Here is an 18,583-nt window from a genome sequence, read left to right as displayed (position 1 = left end):
AAAAAGCGATGAGGTCATCCCCCATCGCCTTTTTATTTAAGTAATTTTTTTCTTCTATGACCTATGATCCATCAACTATGAACCATATAAATTTACCGGTTTGCTATCTCCACATACTCTTTAGAGGTGGCACCAACGTAAATCTGGCGCGGACGACCGATAGGTTCTTTGTTTTCTTTCATTTCTTTCCACTGAGCTATCCATCCTGGTAAACGGCCAAGCGCAAACAGTACAGTGAACATATCTGTAGGGAAGCCTAAGGCGCGGTAAATGATACCGGAGTAAAAATCAACGTTAGGATAAAGTTTACGCTCAACAAAGTAAGGATCTTTCAGGGCAACTTCTTCCAGTTTTTTCGCTATTTCCAATACCTCATCGTTGATGCCCAGTTTTTCTAAAATATCATCACATGCCTTTTTGATGATCCTTGCACGCGGATCAAAGTTTTTATAAACACGGTGACCAAAACCCATTAAACGGAAAGGATCGTTTTTGTCTTTAGCCTTAGCAATCCATTTATCAGTATCACCACCATCTTCTTTGATCTTCTCCAGCATTTCAATTACAGCCTGGTTGGCGCCGCCATGTAATGGTCCCCAAAGCGCTGAAATACCTGCAGATACCGAAGCATAAATATTGGAATCAGACGAACCTACTATACGAACGGTAGAAGCAGAACAGTTTTGCTCATGATCGGCATGTAAAATTAACAGCTTGTTCATAGCATCAATAACCACCGGATCGATCTCCACCTCCTCTGTACGCTGACCAAAAGTCATGTGCAGGAAGTTGGTAACGTAATCGTATTTATTTTGGGGATATATAACAGGGTGCCCTAACGATTTTTTATAGATCCACGAGACCACGGTAGCCATTTTAGCAAGCATTTTAATAATGCTTTGGTTAAGTTCTTCGGTGGTTTGGGATGGCTTTAATGATTCGGGATAAAAAGCCGATAATGCAGATACCAATGACGACAACTGCCCCATCGGGTGCGATTTTGACGGAAAACCATCAAAAAACTTTTTCATGTCCTCATGCACCAAAGTATGGCGGCTTAGCTCGTACTGGAAAGATTTTAGCTTTTCGGCAGATGGCAGCTCGCCATAGATCAGCAAATAAGCAACTTCAATAAATGATGATTTTTCGGCTAACTGCTCAATTGGATAACCACGATATTTAAGTATTCCTTGCTCGCCATCTAAAAAAGTAATGGCGCTTTTGGTAGCGCCTGTATTTTTGTACCCGATGTCAAGTGTTACATAACCGGTTTGATCGCGAAGCTTAGAAATATCGATTGCCTTTTCACCTTCAGTGCCCTCAATTACCGGGAGCTCAAATGTTTTATCACCAATTTTTAGTTGTGCTGTTTCCGCCATAGAAATTTGTATCTGCAACAAATGTAAATAAATCTGCGTATTAATAACCGCTAATATAATTTACTGTTTGTAAAAATTTTCGGCCAAATTTATTATTTTACAACCTGTATTTGTGCTTATAGACGTTAATAATTGATTAAAAAATTACTGCAAAACATGTCGTTAAAAGGTAACTCATTGGTAATGATCCAAAACCAAGCTACCGTTTACCGCCTTTTACTCATAGGCTTATTTATTGCAAGTCCCTCGTTACACTATCTTTGCTTCCACAATTCTTACGATCCGTTTTGGCTAAGGGCGATAAACTGTTTTTTTTGTGCTATAACGCTATTTTTTTCTTTCGGTAACAATAAAATTTTTTACAAAGCGGGGATTTTTGCAACCGTTTTGTCTTTCCTGGTCATAAACAACTGCATTTTACTTGCCAAAAACGGGTTTGAACATGTGTACCTGTTTAGCGCAATAACCATTTTTATTGCCCTAACCCTTTTTTGCAAAAAAAGCAGGGAATTCATAATTATCTGCGAAGCTAACCTTGCGGCTATTATAACCGCCTATTTTACCGCACCCAGGCTTGCCATTTCGCCCGCAGTGCTGATAGTGCTTATTTGGGTTTTCACTGTAATAGCCTATGTCTCATTTTTAGTGGTGATGGCTTATCAATACCAGTTAAAAAATGCTGTTAATAACGTAATGAAGCTTAACCAAAGCCTTATAGTTAATGATGCCAAGCTGCGTGAAAGTCGTAATCATCTCAACGCGCTCATTAACTCGTTAAATGACATCATTTTTGAGTTTGATGAAAACAAAACCTGTATTAACGTATGGTTTAATGAAATGACCGAGCGCGTAGTTGATCCGCGGATAGCGATTGGCAAAACGCTCGATAAGGTAGTGGGCCCGCAAAAAGCCGAGAAGTATGACAGGGCTTTAAACTATGTAATAGAAAACCGCAAACCCATATCAATAGAGTTTTTATCAGACTACGAAAGCGGACATTCCTTTACAGCTAACTTTACCCCCGTATTTGATAAAACAACAGGTTATACCGGCCGGATCTCGGCTTCAGTAGTGGATATAACCGAACAAAAGAAATATGAACGGGCCCTTAAAGAAAACGAAGATCAGTTACTGGAAGCTCAAAACATTGCTAAAATAGGCAACTGGTGGTATGACCACGAGAGTAAGGAAACATTTTGGTCGGCCAACCTCAATGACCTGCTCGGGATTGAAGATATCCCCACAGGCATGAACCACTTTCAATATTATATAAGCCTGGTACATCCTGACGACAGGGAGAACGTTTTTGAATACCTTGCATCCATCCGCACAACAACACAAAACCAACTTGAGCATAAATTTATCACACCGGCGGGCAACTTAAAATATATCAGGATCCAACGCGGCGAAAAGAAATTACTGTCAGACACAGTTACACGCACATTTGGCATTATCCAGGATATTACCGAGGCCCGCCTTGCCGATAAAGCGGTTAAACTAAGCCAGCTTGAACTGATGGAAGCCCAGGCCATTGCTAAAATAGGCAACTGGAAATATGACGTCGCGTCGCGTCGCCTGTCCTGGTCGGAAGAGTTGAACGGCATTTATGAACTTAACCAGGATACCTCTTCATGCCAGCGCTGTTTTATAAAGTTGCTGCTTAAGCATGTACATCCTAACGACAGGTTTATTGTCAGGAGCTTATTGCGTAACGAGTTAAGCAACATGGATTCATCCTATGAATACCGCATCATAACTACTGGCGGCAATATCAAACACCTGAGCATTATAGCGGGCAAACGTCTGTATAATGACGACGGAAGTGTGCGTAAAATTATAGGTACCCTGCAGGATATTACGGAACGCAAGCAGGCTGAGCTTGATTTCAGAAACGTTGAAAGCAAATACCGGCGGGTATTAGAAACTGTTAATATGATAGCAATAACGGTTAACGACAGTGGCATTGTTACCTTTTGCAACAAATACCTGGCAAACCTGGTAGGATATAGTCAAGCCGAGATCATTGGCATGAATTGGATGGACAATTTTATTCCCGATGATCTGAAAGATTTTTTAAAGAACTGGTTTATAAATGACAGTTTTTTACCGCATTACATTAACCCTATTATTTGCCGTAACGGCGAGCAACGGATAATAAGCTGGCAAAATACGGTTTTTTATGACGAAAACGGCGTTTTTAAGGAGACCACAGCGCTTGGCGAAGACATAACAGACCAGGAGAAAGCGCGGCAGGACCTGATCTGGGCTAAAGAAATGGCCGAAAAGTCGTCTAAGTTCAAGTCGGAATTTTTATCCATCATGAGCCATGAGATCCGTACGCCGATGAACGCGGTTATTGGCACAACCAACCTGTTACTTGACGAAAACCCAAGGCCCGACCAGGTGGAATACCTCAATACGCTCAAGTTTTCGGGCGAAAACCTGCTGGCCATTATCAATGACATTTTAGATTATAATAAGATTGAGGCTGGCAAACTGCAACTAAATAACTCACGGTTCAACATTCACCAGCTAATCCATAAAATAAAGCAATCTTTTGAGCCGAAGGCGGCCGAAAAAAAACTAAGACTTGAATTGATAGCAGATGATACCATTCCCGGAGATTTAATTGGTGATGCGATGCGACTGAGTCAGATACTTAATAATCTGATCAGTAATGCCATTAAATTTACACATACAGGTAAGGTTATTATCCGGTTGGATAAGGATGTGATAACCCCAAACACCGTTAATATTAAATTTGCGGTTGCCGATACAGGTATAGGCATTTCGCCCGAAAGCTTCAACATTGTTTTTGATCCTTTTATGCAGGACCAACAGGTAATTGATAATGACTATGGAGGTACCGGTTTAGGCCTCGCTATTACCAAACGGCTGGTTGAGCTGCATAAAGGTACAATTGCAGTATCAAGCGAACTGGGTAAGGGTACCACATTTAGTTTTGCTATAAATTTCGCCCTCGCCCCCGAAACCACCGCTCTGAAACAGGGTGCTGTTACGGCTAATGCTCCAACCAACAATTTACAGGGCATGAATATTTTAGTTGTTGACGACAACAAAATGAACCTGATGATAGCCGGCAAATTTTTAAGACGCTGGAATGCCCACGTTCACGAAGCATTAAACGGGCAAATAGCTGTTGACCTGGCTAATCAAAATTCTTATGACCTTATTATTATGGACCTGCAAATGCCAGTTATGAACGGCTTTGAAGCAACGGCGGTGATTAAACAAAAACAGCCCGATTTGCCCATCATAGCCCTAACGGCCGACGCCATGCCCGAAACCTACCAACAAGCGCTGGAAGCGGGCATGTGTGATTATCTGACTAAACCTTTTGTTCCTGAAGTACTGTACAGCAAATTGGTAAAACATATCAGGCAATCAGTGTAACTTCGGATTTCGGATGTTCGATTTTGGATCGAGGCGAAAGGTAAAAGCCTAAAGGCTAAAGGTTTAAAAACCTCCGCTAGTCGAAGTCCCCGCTATTCGAAGCCTATGCCTTCGAATAAACTATACCCGGAGTTTGTAACTCCAGCCCTGCACACTAATGAAATCATGTCACAATAACCTATGTACGTGGTTGCAAACTACATACATAAATCCTCCGTAGACGAAGTCTACGGGCAGCGAAGCAATCAGTATACAAATCGCTTTAAAATATCATAAAATCCTTCAATCATGAAAATCCTGGTTCAAAATAAAAAAGCGATAGGGATCGCCTATCGCTTTAAATATGATCAACGAAATCAACGTAATCAGTGAGATCAACGATCTTAGTTAATCTGTTCTTTCACCGTTCCGCACTCTTTCATATGTTCCGGAAAATAGGGATTTACAATTGGTTTTGTTGACGAAAGCCAGTACCCCCCTTTTCCGCCATCGGCCATTGGGCAAAAATCAACATAAATTGGCGCCGACTTGAATTTCGCACCTTTTACCAAAGCGATAACATCTTTACTTAATACCAAAAACGCTTCACGCTGGGCTTTGATATCTGCTGCATTGCTTATCTGGTGCGCCACAGCAGCTGTTTCGCTGCAACCTTTTATACCCGAAAGCTTACCTTCCAAAGCTGTAGCGGCTGTTTTTATGCCGGTGGGGTCCGATTTAATAAACTCATCTTTTAAAGCGATATAAGCCTTAAAAACATCACTGGTGTTACCTGTATCTGCAACCTGGGTTTCCGCTTCAGGCTTTGCAGCAACTGTCGTATCCACTTTAGCAGTATCCTGTTGTTTGGCAGGCTGATTACATGCAGCGGCAACGGCTAAAGCCGCTAAAAAACAAAATCCTTTAATTATTTTCATATTACAATTAGTTTGTACGGATAGCTTCTACCGGGTCTAGCCTCGAGGCCGAATACGCGGGAATAATGCCAGCTATCACCCCTATTATAATTGAATAGCTTAAACCCCGTGTAACGTTAGCGGCATCAAGTATTACCTGTACATCTAAAGCGGCCTTTACGGCAAACGTGGCCAGATATACAAAAAACAACCCGATGATCCCGCCCACAAAACAAAGCAAAACCGATTCAATTAAAAACTGCAATAATATGAAATAGTTTTTAGCCCCTAATGATTTTTGTATCCCTATGATATTGGTGCGTTCCTTTACCGATACGAACATGATATTAGCGATACCAAAACCACCAACTAAAATGGAGAACCCGCCAATGATAGCACCGGCGATGTTGACCACTTTAAAAAGATCGTCGAGCTGCTGGGTGATCATGGTTGTACGGTTTAACGAAAAATTATCATCGGCACCGGGCCTCAGCCTCCTGATAGAACGCATAAGCCCTTTAATTTCACTTTCAACATCATCGGTCGGGATTCCTTTTTTTCCGCGCACAATAATTGAAGGACCATATTTTGAACTCTGTATATCAATTAAGTTGCGGGCAAAGTTAAGGGGCAACAGCACCTCCTTATCTGTAGATATACCAAGCATATCCTTACCCTGTTTTGAAAACACGCCTACAATGGTCACATACCGCCCCATAACCTTGATCTGCTTACCTACGGCGTCGCCATCGGGGAAAAGGGCCTGGGCTATATCATAACCGATATCGGTTATAGGCGCCCCGGTTTTTGATTCCATTTCGGTAAAGTAACGACCGCTCTCAAGGTCAAAATTCCAGGTTTTGTCATGATCCTGCGATGCAGCGTCTACCTGGGCACCTTCAACCGTGTTGCTTTTATACTTTATGGTGCGGTTATCAATATTTATTTCGTATGATAATGCCTCGGCTGTTGTGATACGGCGCGAAAGTTCGTTAAAATCGCGAAGGTCAGATTCAGGCCTTTGCAGGTATTTCCACCATGGGAAATCGCTACCACCTACCCAGGGCCACTTTTGCACATATATACTGTTATTACCCAACTTATTAACACTATTTTGCAGATTATTACGCAGGGTATCAACTGCCGATTGTACAGCTATGATAGTAAATATACCAATAGTTACCCCAAGCAATGACAGCAACGTACGTGTTTTATTCTGCCGCAGGGCATCGCCGGCAAACAAAAAACTTTCCCTTAAAAGTTTTAAAAAAAGCATATAACTTATTTTGATCTTACTTGTTAATCAATCCTAATTGCACGGTTAAAGCGTGGAGGTAATACATAATATAACGGGCGCTTTTATTACTGATATGTTAAGCCGCCTGCTAATATTTTTTTAGACAACAGTACATGATTTAAGTTACAGCATTTTGCAATTAATATAATGGTAGTGTAATTAAACTGCTTCTTAAAAAAATCTGTTAAATTAACAAAAAAATTCGTACATTTGCGCCCTTGAAAATTCATAAAAACAAGCATGAAATTATCTCAATTTAAATTCAACTTACCTGAATCCCTTATCGCCCATACACCCTCTGCCACCCGCGATGAATCACGTTTAATGGTTTTACACAAAGATTCGGGCAAAATTGAGCATAAAATATTTAAAGACGTGCTGGATTATTTTGATGATAAGGATGTAATGATCCTTAATAATACTAAAGTTTTCCCTGCCCGTTTATATGGCAACAAAGAAAAAACCGGTGCTACCATCGAAGTATTTTTGCTACGCGAATTGAATAAAGAACTGCGTTTATGGGATGTACTGGTTGACCCAGCCCGTAAAATACGTGTAGGCAATAAATTATATTTTGGCGATGACGATTTGCTGATTGCAGAAGTTGTTGACAACACCACTTCACGCGGCCGTACTATCCGCTTTTTGTTTGACGGTACAGACGAAGAATTCCGTCGTAACGTTGAAATTTTAGGCGAAACACCACTGCCTAAATACATTAAACGCAAAGCTACTGCAGAAGATAAAGAGCGTTACCAAACCATTTTCGCTAAACATGAAGGCGCCGTTGCTGCTCCTACTGCCGGTTTACACTTCAGCCGTGAGCTTATGAAACGCCTTGAATTAAAAGGTGTTGATTTTGCGGAAGTTACTTTGCACGTTGGTTTAGGTACCTTCCGCCCGGTTGAGGTTGAGGATTTAACCAAACACAAAATGGATTCGGAGCAATTTATCATTGAGCAAAAACAAGCTGATATTGTAAACCGCGGCATTGAACGCAAAGCACGCATCTGTGCAGTTGGCACAACTTCAATGCGTGCCATTGAATCGGCTGTATCGGCAAACAAAACCCTGAAAGCTGCTAACGACTGGACCAGCAAATTCATTTTCCCGCCGTATGATTTCAGCATCGCTAACTCAATGATCACCAACTTCCATACACCTGAGTCAACACTATTGATGATGATTTCGGCATTCGGCGGTTACGAGCACGTAATGAATGCATACGAAATTGCCGTAAAAGAAAAATATCGTTTTTACAGCTACGGTGATGCGATGCTGATCATCTAATCTTTTTGGATTTGAGATATAAGATTTGAGATATGAGACCATGGTTTCATATCTCATTTTTTTGTAGTTTATTAGATCTGAGACATTCTATTTGTTTTCAGATCTAATTTTTTTTGCGGCCAATTTTGTTAGATATTAGTTAACTTAAATTATGACAACGTCCAATCTCACATCTCATATCTCACATCTCACATCTCAAAACAAAAACTACGTTATCATAGTAGCAGGAGGTTCGGGCAGTCGAATGCAATCGGCGGTCCCTAAACAATTTTTACTACTTCACGGCAAACCCATATTAATGCATACCATTGAAGCCTTTGAGCAATCAGAGGCGAAACCAGCCATTATACTGGTTTTACCAGCAGCTTATCATACTTACTGGCAGCAATTGATTCAGGAATATTCATTTACCATTCCCCATCAGTTGATTACGGGCGGAGAAACCCGTTTTCATTCGGTTAAGAACGGGCTTAACCTGATTACCGATCGGGAAGCCCTTGTTGCTGTACAGGATGCCGTACGGCCGCTTACTTCACCCTACATTATTGATGAAGCTTACCAATGCGCCGCTAAGCATGGCACAGCGGTAGTGGCCGTTAAAAGCCGCGATTCGATACGTCAGGTAAAAGAAAGCCGCTCGGTAAGCCTGGTCAGAGATGAGATTTACCTGGTGCAAACCCCGCAAACTTTCAGGGCTTCACTATTAAGAAAAGCTTATGAACAACCATTTGATACCAGGTTTACAGATGACGCAAGCGTTGTTGAGCAATATGGCGCCGAAATAAAACTTACCGAAGGCGATCACAGCAACATCAAGATCACCTTCCCCGAAGATATCGCTATTGCCGAACTGCTTTTAAGCAAAAAGCCACAGCTATAAAGTCTGCGGCTTTTTCGATTTGCAATACAAGGTTAAATTTGTTATGCCCGTCTGATTACACCTAAAAGTACAGCTATGATAGCTATTACCAATAGTATGTGAATCAAACCACCCCCAAATGGGTGTATAAATGCTCCAAACAGCCATCCTATAACCAGAATAACAGCGATAATGTACAATAAACCTCTCATTTTGTTATGTTTTTAGTAGTTAAGTAAATGTGTAATTACCTATACCAAAACCATTCCAAAATTAGCGGTTAATAAAAAAACCCTCATTGCTAAGGGTTTCATTATCGTGTTTAGTACTCGTCTTCATTAAAGAAGAAGTCGTCTTTAGTCGGATAATCCGGCCAGATCTCTTCTATGTTTTCGTACGGTTCGCCATCGTCTTCAAGTGCCTGAAGGTTTTCGATAACCTCAACAGGAGCGCCTGAACGGATAGCATAATCAATTAATTCATCTTTAGTTGCGGGCCATGGTGCATCTTCCAGGTGCGATGCCAGTTCAAGTGTCCAATACATCGTTTTTATTTATATTTATAATTATCAGTAAAATTTACTTTTTCGCAAAAGTATAACATTTTCAAATTGAATATCAATATTTTTTTTCAATTTTTCAAACCCGTGGTATCCACTGATTTTCAGCTATTTTATTAGCATTAGCAATTTTGCGAGCCAAAGTGAACAGGTAATCACTCAACCTGTTCAGATAAATATTCACTTTTTCATCAACTGTACTTTCTTCGGCAAGCTGAACGGTTATCCTCTCGGCACGGCGGCAAACACATCTTGCAATATGGCAAAATGAAATCACATTACTGCCACCAGGTAAAATAAAATGTTTAAGCGCCGGCAGGCTTTCATTCATGGTATCCATTTCTGCTTCCAGCATTTCCACATCACTCATGTTAAGGTCCGGAATAATCATCCTTGACCGCTCAGGGTCGGCTGCCAGTGAAGAGCCAATTGTAAACAACCTGTCCTGTATCTGCTTCAATACCTCCTTATCATGTGCATCAATATCCTGATCACCAATAAGCCCGATGTACGAGTTAAGCTCATCAACCGTACCATAGCTTTCAATGCGGATATGATGCTTGGGCACGCGTGTACCGCCAATTAATGAGGTAAACCCTTTATCGCCCGTTTTAGTATATATTTTCATACTTAATTTAACAAATAAGCTGCCAACAATCAGGTTACAAAAAAGCTAACTCTGATTATCAGGCAATTAAAACCAAGCCCGATAAATCTTTTTTTCATGATTGGTGTTATTTCAAATCTATCATCTTAAATTTTGTATTTCATAACACTTTAGCATATTTTTTGCCAATAAAGTGTAATTTTTAATATGTTAGCTTAAACTTGCATCCGTGATATCATCAAACATACTTAGCGTGAAACTCATGAAACCGATCATATTATCATCAAAGCTGCTCTCCTTATCTCTTATCATCCTGCTTTCAACCGGGTTTAGCTGCGGCGACAACAGCAATACCAAAACCCCCACTCAAAAAAAAGCTGCCCCAGCCAGGGTAAGTATGGCCAGTTTGCTAAGCGAAAAACAATTTAATGATCTTTTTCCGCAACGCGATAAATTTTATACGTATGCTGCCTTTATCAAAGCAGCCGATGAGCTTGGCATGATCAGCGTAAAAGTAACCCGCAGGGCAACATCCGTTTACCAGTTGATACGTACCGATAAAAAAACAGGAAAGAAGGCCGTTGTACGCCAGGATGTTGATTGGAACGAAGAATGGGCCAAAGCCAAGCCAGATAGCACCTACACTATTGACTATGGCAATTTCTGCACCGAATACAGTGCTGATGTAAATAAAAAGGAACTCGCCGCCTTTTTTGCGCACATTGCGCACGAAACCCGTCATGGCATAAATGCTACATATACCGATGGCCTCATGCTGATCCATGAAAGCAATACCAGTTTGCCTTACATTGCCGAAAATGATGAATACCCTCCCGTTGCCGGTAAAAAATACTATGGTCGCGGGCCGATGCAATTGAGCTATAACGGCAATTACGGCTATGCTTCAGATTGCATATTAGGCGATGATAAAATATTGCTCCAAAATCCCGAGATGGTAGAAACCGACCCGGTGATGGCTTTTAAAACCGCCATCTATTTCTGGATGACGCCTCAAACCCACAAACCATCGGCGCATGCTGTAATGACAGGCAAATGGCAACCCAATGCAGAAGATAAAGCCGCAGGCCGCACGCCAGGTTTTGGTATGACCATTAATATTGTGAACGGCGAAGTAGAATGCAACAAGGGCGAAAATATGTATAATATGAACGACAGGATTGGCTTTTACCAGTTTTTCCTGAAGAAATTAGGTATTACCGATGCCAATTGCGCTTGTTCATGCGGTAAAATGAAGCCTTATCATTATTAACGGCAGTATTTTTGAATTTCAAAGCAAAAAAGTTATTATTGTATTAGCATTTACAACACTAAACTTTAACATTTGGAATCCGCCATTGAAAACGCCGGTTTGTATCCCCCGGCAACCGACCAGTTCGGTGATATCCTGGCCAGCCTGAAAAACAGATTCAGGATTGAACAAACCGGGCATATTGATTTTCATTTAGAGCAGTTTAGCATTTTCAAAGACTATCTCGACATTAGTGTAAAGGAATCATACGCTATAAAAAATAAAAATAACGATAGCTATATGCTATTCACCGAATGCCAGTCAAAACATAACGGGCATCATCACGGCAAGGCTGTAACCTCCGCACCATATCAAACCTGGGCACTGGCTTATTTAAAGCATGATTTTGGCCGGGTGCTCATCAGGCGCGAAACATTGGTTGACAAGATCATTGAACTGATCCACCCGGTTGAGCTTGATTTTGCCGAAGACAAGGCCTTTAGTGACACTTTTTATATGCTGGTAAGCGACCGCCAAAAAGCAATTACCGGGGCCGATCGTAATTTCCGCAACGTGGTAATGGATATCAGGCTGGATGATTTTGTAATAGAAATTGTTGAGCATACCCTCATTATCGGTAATACCCACGCCATATCTGCAGAAAAAGCTATGCACCTGGCAGAGTTTGTTTCGAGGTTGTGTACCACCTGCGATTGAGCAAGTAAGGCTATTAGCCCTGCTTTACCTATATTAAACCATACCATATGAGCCTATTCGCACTAATTTTGGCTTTCGCTGTTAACACCCATGCTCATTTCAAACCCGATACGGTTGATTATTGGCATGTTAAATACAACGATAAAACAATAGCTGAATATACCGATTTTGATAAAAAGCCAATTCTGATCAAAAAGCAACGTATAAAAGATGCAGATATATTAACTGTTGAATATGGTAATGACACACCTTGCTATGAGGGCGATAAAGGATTGTATATTTTAAGTAACGATAAAAAACGGATCGCAATAACTTCAGTCAAAACAAACCAACCACTAAAAGTCTACTTAAATTACATCATAGCTACAAAAGCGTATTATCATCTAAAAAATCTTGATATCTATTACTTCGATTGCAGACGGGATAATTTGATATTTCGATTAAAAATTGAATAACCGTAAAAAGGTAAAGACGTATCACGTGCGTCTAACTGTGTTAAAATTTTGATTTGCATATTCGGAGACGCATGTTATGCACCTCTACAGCAATCATTTTAATACCGCCGGTAAAATATAATCCTTCATCATTTTATCAACCTGCGAATGCGCGTAGGGCGTGTTGTAGGCCTCGGCGGTTATAATAACCACCAGCGGCTCATCGGTAAAAACAAAGATCTTGTTGCCGCCATTACCTGAGCAGTAGTAAGTTTCGTAAGCTTTGTTGTTTACCGTATAGGTTTTGTTCCAGAACAGGTAACCGTAAAAGCCCTCACCTACCACATCTTTTGGTAACGTAAGGTGTTTGGTAAATGATTCCTTAACCCAGTTTTGCGAAATTACCTGTTTGCCATTCCAAACACCGCCATTTTTATACAATTGCCCGAATTTGGCATAATCAAGCGAGCGCATTTGCAGGCCGCCCGCGGTATTGGGTACACTCTGCGGTGTGTATTGCCAGCGATAATTACTGATGCCCAATGGCTTGAACAGCTTTTCGGCCGAATATTTATCAAGCCCGCCGGGCACTGATTTATTCAGGATATCGCCCAATGCCACCACGCCGGCTGTAAAATAATTCCATTGTTTACCTGCCCTTTTATTGCTGTCTGTTTTAAGGCTGAGGGTAAATTTCACCCAATCATCGGTGGGGTACATATTTTCTTCGTTCCCCGGCGAATCACTTTGGTTGTCATCCGCGTCAAAAACGGAGCTCGTGGTAAGCAGGCTTTTTAGTGTTACATTTTCTTTTTGAGGCGAGTAGTTACTGAACTTTTTGAGGTCATAAAACTCCTTTAAGGTTTGATCAACGCTTTTGATATAGCCATCATGAACTGCTATCCCCATCACGGCCGAAGCAAATGTTTTACCAACCGAACGGGGATTGTGCAATGAATCGCGCGCGCTGCCGTTAAAATACTCCTCAATTAGCAACTTGCCGTTCTTGATCACTACCACGCTGGTGATCTGTTTAAACCTGTTGCCGGCAATAAGGGCATTCATCTCCATGACCTTCTTTTTATCAAAATCATCTTTTGATACCTGCCAGCCGCTGCCGGGCTTTATGGGTTGCAATTCGGCATCTTTTAGATCAATTGCCGGTACGATAAACCTAATCTCTCCCTGTGCTATTAGCTCACCTACTTTCAAATCAGGGACAGTAATATAAGGCCGAACTTCAATTTTAAGCTGGTGAGCACCTGTAGTAAGCCCATCTTCCCCGCCATGGGCCATAAACCGTCCCCACAAAAAGCGTCCCCATGAATCTTCTCCCCGGCTACTGACGAGCGGAACAAAAATAGTGGTCTTTGTATTTTTTGCGATGGGCAAATTGGCCCCTTTATGCAGATTTTCCTGGTAAACCTGCCTGCCATCTACATAAAAAACAAATTGAAAATTTCCCCCGTTCAATTGTTCAATACTTAACGACGGCGCTAAGCTATGCTGGTAATTGGTTAATGAATTGGCCAGCAAAAGCCGCATGTACAAATTATTGGCAGGTTTAGCCTCATAGCTTGTTAACAGATCGGTTTGTTCCAGTTTTTCAAGCGGGATAGTATCCGCCTCAAAAACAACCTTACCCATATTGGCTTTTTGAAGGGCGGAGGTTATAGGTTCAGGTTCGATGATATTGCCCACCTGAGCGGATAGCCTGCAAATGGTTGCAGTTATTATAAAGAATATAAGGAGAAAATGTTTCATTGCTGTCTGTTTAGATATTTACAAAACTGCCCCAATTAATACATTCAAAATAGAACAGAATTAACATGCTTTTTCAATAAAAGCTTACGATAAGCAGACGGGCTATCACAGCCAAATTGCTTAAAACAGCGTAAAAAATGGCTTTGATCGGCAAATCCGCAGGCATAGGCGATATCTGTTAAGGATGACCCGTCATCTGCTAATAAGCCAAACGCTTTTTCAACCCTGAGCTTGCGGATATATTCGCCCATAGTACAATTGAAATACCTGGAGAAATCACGGGATAAATGAACCGGATGGAGCTGTAATAGCCCGGAAAGTTCGGCAAGCGTATGCTTCCGGGCAGGATCATCGGCCAGCAATATTTTCAGCTTGCCAACCCATGCAGGAACTTGTCGTGACATGCCGGAGTTATTTACCTGCATTTTATTGAGCGCTTGCAGCAATAGCATTTCTACAGTCATTGCGGTCAGCTCGTCACAAATCTTTGATTCTTTAAAGATCCGGTATAAAATAAATTTCACATCCGGGTCCTGAATGGCAAAGCTGCCTTCCAGTTTATCCTGTTTCAAGTCCAGGTCATCGAACCAGCGCTTTTGCAATTCAATATGAAAGCCGCGGGTAAAGCCTTTGGGCTTGATGTTATAGTGCGGATCATGCCAGTTATGAAACAGCAGAGTGCCTGCCGGGCAATGATAAACTTCCTTTTTATTGCCTTCAATAACATTACCGGCCAATATAAAAGTGAAGTAGGCATTTTCATGGTAATGCCAGTCCACCTTATCAAGGGTATATTCGGTATCAGTTATGGTGATACCCTGTAAATGCGTTGTATGATTGGTTTGTCCGTAGAAGCTGCCTGTTTGTAGTTGTTTCACGGCGAAGATTATTGAGTTAATAAACGCTATAACTCCCCCTTTAGGAGCCGGGGGGCTACACCTCCTCTACCCTGCGGTCAACCGTTTGCACGTTGGTATTAACGTAATCGTTCTCTATCAAACCATCGCGCATACGTACTATGCGGTGGGCATGCAGGGCAATGTCCTCCTCATGCGTTACCAGGATAATGGTGTTACCTTTAGCGTGGATATCTTCAATAAGGCCCATGATCTCGATGGATGTTTTGGTATCAAGGTTACCTGTTGGCTCATCGGCCAGTATAATGGATGGATTATTGATCAGCGCCCTTGCCACGGCAACACGCTGTCTTTGCCCGCCCGAAAGTTCATTGGGTTTGTGATCCATACGGTGACCAAGACCAACATTTTTCAATGCATTGCCGGCACGTTCCTTACGTTTTTCTTTATTAACGCCGGCGTAGATTAGTGGAAGCGCCACATTATCCAAAGCAGTATTACGGGGCAGCAGGTTAAATGTCTGGAACACGAAACCAATTTCCGAGTTACGTACTTCAGCAAGCTGGCTATCGGTCATGTGGCTTACATCTATTCCGTTAAGGATGTACTGCCCTTTGGTTGGGGTATCCAAACAGCCCAAAATATTCATGAGGGTTGATTTACCGGAGCCGGAAGGGCCCATCAAAGCCACAAATTCGCCTTTGTTAATAGTAAGCGAAACTGATTTAAGTGCGTGGATCACCTCGGCACCTATTACATATTTACGCCCGATATCTTTTATGGTTATTAACGGCTTGGCAGTATTTATTGGCTCCATGAATTATTTTTTGTTTGGACTGCACTGAGGTGCCGAATGTTACAGTGGTTTTTATTTTTAGTGGTCGGTAGTCCGTAAGTCCGATGTCCGCAAGTTTTTAGTCTAACTTACTACCGTCTTAACTTTCGGACTTCTCCGACTTACCGACTTTCGGACTTTCCCGACTTTCGGACAAAAAACTATTTCTCAATCACCTTTGCAACCAAAAAGTAGTCTTCGTCATGCTTAGGGGCATTTTCCAAAGCTTCTTCGTGGGTAATTTGTTGTTTAACTACGTCCTCTCGCAGCACGTTGGCACCGGTGGTCATATAAACCAGTGGTTCAACACCCGTGGTATCCACCTCGTTCAATTTAGCCATAAAATCAAGGATCTTGCTCATATCCTTCATCGTATCCTGTACTTCGCTTTCAGTAAGTTCAAGGCGGGCCAGGTGGGCTACTTTTTCAACGGTTTCTTTATCAATGGTCATGCCTGTTGTTTTTTGTTTTATAATAGCGTAATCCTCATCGCGCAGTGCGCCGGCATTATCCATGCTTAACTGGGCCGCTTCAATGGGTTTATGCACAAATATATTACAAATTCCCGGTCTGCTGTCATATAATTGACTAAGCCAGGGTAGAAACAGCGCCTTCAAACATTAAATCATTGTTCATAATCTCAAATACCTCATCCCGTAAAGCATCGGCATCGTCAATACTCAGGTGTGCCGTTTCAATAGGCTTATGAACCTTAAATTTAGAGATCCCTGGCCTGCTGCCGTGCTTAATGCCGGTATCCCAAAGTATTTGCCATGTATTGGCCGACGATACCGGGATGACAGGTATTTTTAACTCAATAGCCAGCCTGAAAGGACCATTTTTAAACGGGCAAAGCTGCGGGGGATAATGATCCGAAATTCCGCCTTCGGGGAAAATGATAAGAGAAACGCCCTCCTGTAATTTCTCTGATGCTTTTTTAAACGCCCGGAACGACGACATTTTACTATCACGGTTTACAGGAATATCCACCGTACGGAAAAACAGACCAGTTACCAGGCCATTTTCCAACTCATGTTTGCCCATAAAACAACAATTGCTTTTAACCAGGATACACATAGCCGAAATATCAAGGTTTGAGGTGTGATTAGGACAAATAATATAAGGCCTGCTCCAGTCAATCGGTTGTTCATATTCAAAATGGTAAAATATGCCCACAAAAGCAGAACTCACTAATCCCCAAACCCTTCTGAATGAGTTGAGGGTATGATAGCGTTCGGGCTTACGCGAAAAATAATAGAAAAAAGGCCATAATATAACGTAGCCCAGGGCCACGCTCACAATGTAAAGATATGCGTGTACTTTTCTCAATATCATTTTCATCATTACCAAAAATAGAAAAATTCCTTACTTTCGCCACACTATGGAGACTGTTGTTAGTGGCATCCGTTCGACCGGAAACTTACACTTAGGAAATTATTACGGGGCGTTGCAAAACTTTATAAAAATGCAGGATGAATACAACTGCTTTTTCTTTATTGCCGACCTCCACTCGTTAACTACCCACCCCACACCTGCCAATTTACATGGCAATGTAAAACAGGTGCTGATAGAATATTTAGCCGCGGGCATCGACCCGGAAAAGGCTACTATATACGTGCAATCCGACGTTCCGGAGGTTACCGAATTATACCTGTACCTGAACATGAACGCCTATTTGGGCGAACTGGAACGAGCAACATCATTTAAAGACAAGGTACGCGCCAATCCCGAAAATGTGAACGCCGGCCTGCTTACTTACCCGGTTTTAATGGCGGCGGATATTATTATCCACAAAGCTACTAAAGTGCCTGTAGGTAAAGATCAGGAGCAGCACCTTGAAATGGCCCGCACTTTTGGTAACCGTTTCAACAGGCTATATAACCATGATTATTTTCCCGAGCCTTTTGCCTTTAGCTTTGGCGAAAGTTTGATAAAAATTCCGGGATTAGATGGCAAGGGAAAAATGGGCAAATCAGAAGGCGAAGGCAATGCTATATTTTTAGGTGATACACCCGAAGCCATCCGCAAAAAAGTAATGCGCGCGGTAACCGATAGCGGCCCTACTGTTGAAAACCAGCAAAAACCACAGGAGATCCAAAACCTGTTCGATTTAATGAAGGTTGTTTCAACACCCGATACACTTGCCCACTTTGACGAGCTTTATAACAAAATGGCTATCCGTTACGGCGATTTAAAGAAGCAGCTTGCCGAAGATATGGTACTGGCAACAGCCCCTATCCGCGACAGGATCAACGCCATTGCCAACGACGCCGATTACCTGCGTAAAGTAGCCGAAATGGGTGCCGAAAAGGCCCGTGAAAGCGCGTCAAGAACGATAAGGGAAGTTAGAGAGATCATCGGCTTCAGGAAATTTTAAATAGCGGGTTTTGATAGTTCATAGTTCATAATGTATATTAGTCGGAGTT

The 18,583-nt window shown here is 41.8% G+C and carries 18 protein-coding genes; 7 read left to right on the top strand and 11 right to left on the bottom strand.

Annotated features, from left to right (window positions below):
- Nucleotides 1-92 precede the first annotated feature (92 nt).
- Nucleotides 93-1,379 carry a citrate synthase gene (locus BLS28_RS19715; protein WP_091171554.1) on the bottom strand — a complete coding sequence of 429 codons (1,287 nt, stop codon included), beginning with the start codon at nt 1,377-1,379 and terminating at the stop codon, nt 93-95.
- A 132-nt stretch (nt 1,380-1,511) separates the two neighbouring features.
- On the opposite strand from BLS28_RS19715, the gene BLS28_RS19710 reads away from it, so the two are divergent.
- On the top strand, nt 1,512-4,793 hold the full coding sequence (locus BLS28_RS19710; protein WP_091171553.1) for a PAS domain-containing hybrid sensor histidine kinase/response regulator: 3,282 nt from the start codon (nt 1,512-1,514) through the stop codon (nt 4,791-4,793).
- A gap of 383 nt (nt 4,794-5,176) precedes the next feature.
- Here BLS28_RS19710 and BLS28_RS19705 read toward each other — a convergent pair whose 3' ends face one another.
- Complete coding sequence (locus tag BLS28_RS19705) at nt 5,177-5,710, bottom strand: DUF3347 domain-containing protein (RefSeq protein ID WP_091171550.1); 534 nt, start codon at nt 5,708-5,710, stop codon at nt 5,177-5,179.
- Between the two features lie 7 nt (nt 5,711-5,717).
- The gene (locus tag BLS28_RS19700) at nt 5,718-6,965 is read right to left on the bottom strand and encodes an ABC transporter permease (protein WP_091171548.1); all 1,248 of its coding nucleotides are present in this window, start codon (nt 6,963-6,965) and stop codon (nt 5,718-5,720) included.
- Nucleotides 6,966-7,226: 261 nt separating this feature from the next.
- Between BLS28_RS19700 and queA the strand changes: the two genes are divergently transcribed.
- Nucleotides 7,227-8,276, top strand: coding sequence for a tRNA preQ1(34) S-adenosylmethionine ribosyltransferase-isomerase QueA (gene queA / locus BLS28_RS19695; protein WP_090524496.1), 1,050 nt, complete (start codon nt 7,227-7,229; stop codon nt 8,274-8,276).
- A gap of 151 nt (nt 8,277-8,427) precedes the next feature.
- Nucleotides 8,428-9,156 (top strand): 2-C-methyl-D-erythritol 4-phosphate cytidylyltransferase, encoded by a 729-nt coding sequence (locus tag BLS28_RS19690; RefSeq protein ID WP_091171545.1) that lies wholly within the window; start codon nt 8,428-8,430, stop codon nt 9,154-9,156.
- 41 nt (nt 9,157-9,197) lie between these two features.
- Here BLS28_RS19690 and BLS28_RS30575 read toward each other — a convergent pair whose 3' ends face one another.
- The 3 genes from BLS28_RS30575 to BLS28_RS19680 form a co-directional block, all read right to left on the bottom strand.
- The gene (locus BLS28_RS30575) at nt 9,198-9,347 is read right to left on the bottom strand and encodes a lmo0937 family membrane protein (RefSeq protein ID WP_110585189.1); all 150 of its coding nucleotides are present in this window, start codon (nt 9,345-9,347) and stop codon (nt 9,198-9,200) included.
- A 110-nt stretch (nt 9,348-9,457) separates the two neighbouring features.
- A complete protein-coding gene (locus tag BLS28_RS19685) occupies nt 9,458-9,679 on the bottom strand; it encodes a DUF2795 domain-containing protein (protein WP_002996718.1) in 222 nt (73 codons plus the stop codon).
- Between the two features lie 94 nt (nt 9,680-9,773).
- A complete protein-coding gene (locus BLS28_RS19680; RefSeq protein ID WP_091171542.1) occupies nt 9,774-10,322 on the bottom strand; it encodes a cob(I)yrinic acid a,c-diamide adenosyltransferase in 549 nt (182 codons plus the stop codon).
- Nucleotides 10,323-10,563: 241 nt separating this feature from the next.
- On the opposite strand from BLS28_RS19680, the gene BLS28_RS19675 reads away from it, so the two are divergent.
- From BLS28_RS19675 to BLS28_RS19665, 3 genes are all read left to right on the top strand, one after another.
- Nucleotides 10,564-11,571: a chitinase gene (locus tag BLS28_RS19675; protein WP_091171538.1), complete on the top strand. Its 1,008-nt coding sequence runs from the start codon at nt 10,564-10,566 to the stop codon at nt 11,569-11,571.
- A 72-nt stretch (nt 11,572-11,643) separates the two neighbouring features.
- Entirely contained in the window at nt 11,644-12,267 is a 624-nt protein-coding gene (locus BLS28_RS19670; protein WP_091171536.1) for a hypothetical protein, read from the top strand.
- Nucleotides 12,268-12,314: 47 nt separating this feature from the next.
- On the top strand, nt 12,315-12,722 hold the full coding sequence (locus BLS28_RS19665) for a hypothetical protein (RefSeq protein ID WP_091171533.1): 408 nt from the start codon (nt 12,315-12,317) through the stop codon (nt 12,720-12,722).
- 93 nt (nt 12,723-12,815) lie between these two features.
- On the opposite strand, the gene BLS28_RS19660 is transcribed toward BLS28_RS19665, so the two are convergent.
- The 5 genes from BLS28_RS19660 to BLS28_RS19640 form a co-directional block, all read right to left on the bottom strand.
- Nucleotides 12,816-14,465, bottom strand: coding sequence for a serine hydrolase domain-containing protein (locus BLS28_RS19660; RefSeq protein WP_091171530.1), 1,650 nt, complete (start codon nt 14,463-14,465; stop codon nt 12,816-12,818).
- Between the two features lie 44 nt (nt 14,466-14,509).
- Nucleotides 14,510-15,343, bottom strand: coding sequence for a helix-turn-helix domain-containing protein (locus BLS28_RS19655; RefSeq protein ID WP_091171527.1), 834 nt, complete (start codon nt 15,341-15,343; stop codon nt 14,510-14,512).
- A gap of 55 nt (nt 15,344-15,398) precedes the next feature.
- Entirely contained in the window at nt 15,399-16,139 is a 741-nt protein-coding gene (locus BLS28_RS19650; protein WP_091171524.1) for an ABC transporter ATP-binding protein, read from the bottom strand.
- A 179-nt stretch (nt 16,140-16,318) separates the two neighbouring features.
- A complete protein-coding gene (gatC, locus tag BLS28_RS19645) occupies nt 16,319-16,705 on the bottom strand; it encodes an Asp-tRNA(Asn)/Glu-tRNA(Gln) amidotransferase subunit GatC (protein WP_369596633.1) in 387 nt (128 codons plus the stop codon).
- Between the two features lie 40 nt (nt 16,706-16,745).
- Nucleotides 16,746-17,501 carry a lysophospholipid acyltransferase family protein gene (locus tag BLS28_RS19640; RefSeq protein WP_256337487.1) on the bottom strand — a complete coding sequence of 252 codons (756 nt, stop codon included), beginning with the start codon at nt 17,499-17,501 and terminating at the stop codon, nt 16,746-16,748.
- 37 nt (nt 17,502-17,538) lie between these two features.
- Here BLS28_RS19640 and trpS point away from each other — a divergent pair, with 37 nt between their 5' ends.
- Nucleotides 17,539-18,534, top strand: a complete 996-nt coding sequence (gene trpS / locus BLS28_RS19635; RefSeq protein WP_091171518.1) for a tryptophan--tRNA ligase — start codon at nt 17,539-17,541, stop codon at nt 18,532-18,534.
- Nucleotides 18,535-18,583 lie beyond the last annotated feature (49 nt).

It is taken from the genome of Mucilaginibacter gossypii (assembly GCF_900100945.1).
GTDB lineage: Bacteria > Bacteroidota > Bacteroidia > Sphingobacteriales > Sphingobacteriaceae > Mucilaginibacter > Mucilaginibacter gossypii.
Note: the sequence above shows the minus strand (reverse complement) of the source record. Positions and strands in the feature narration are given on the sequence as shown.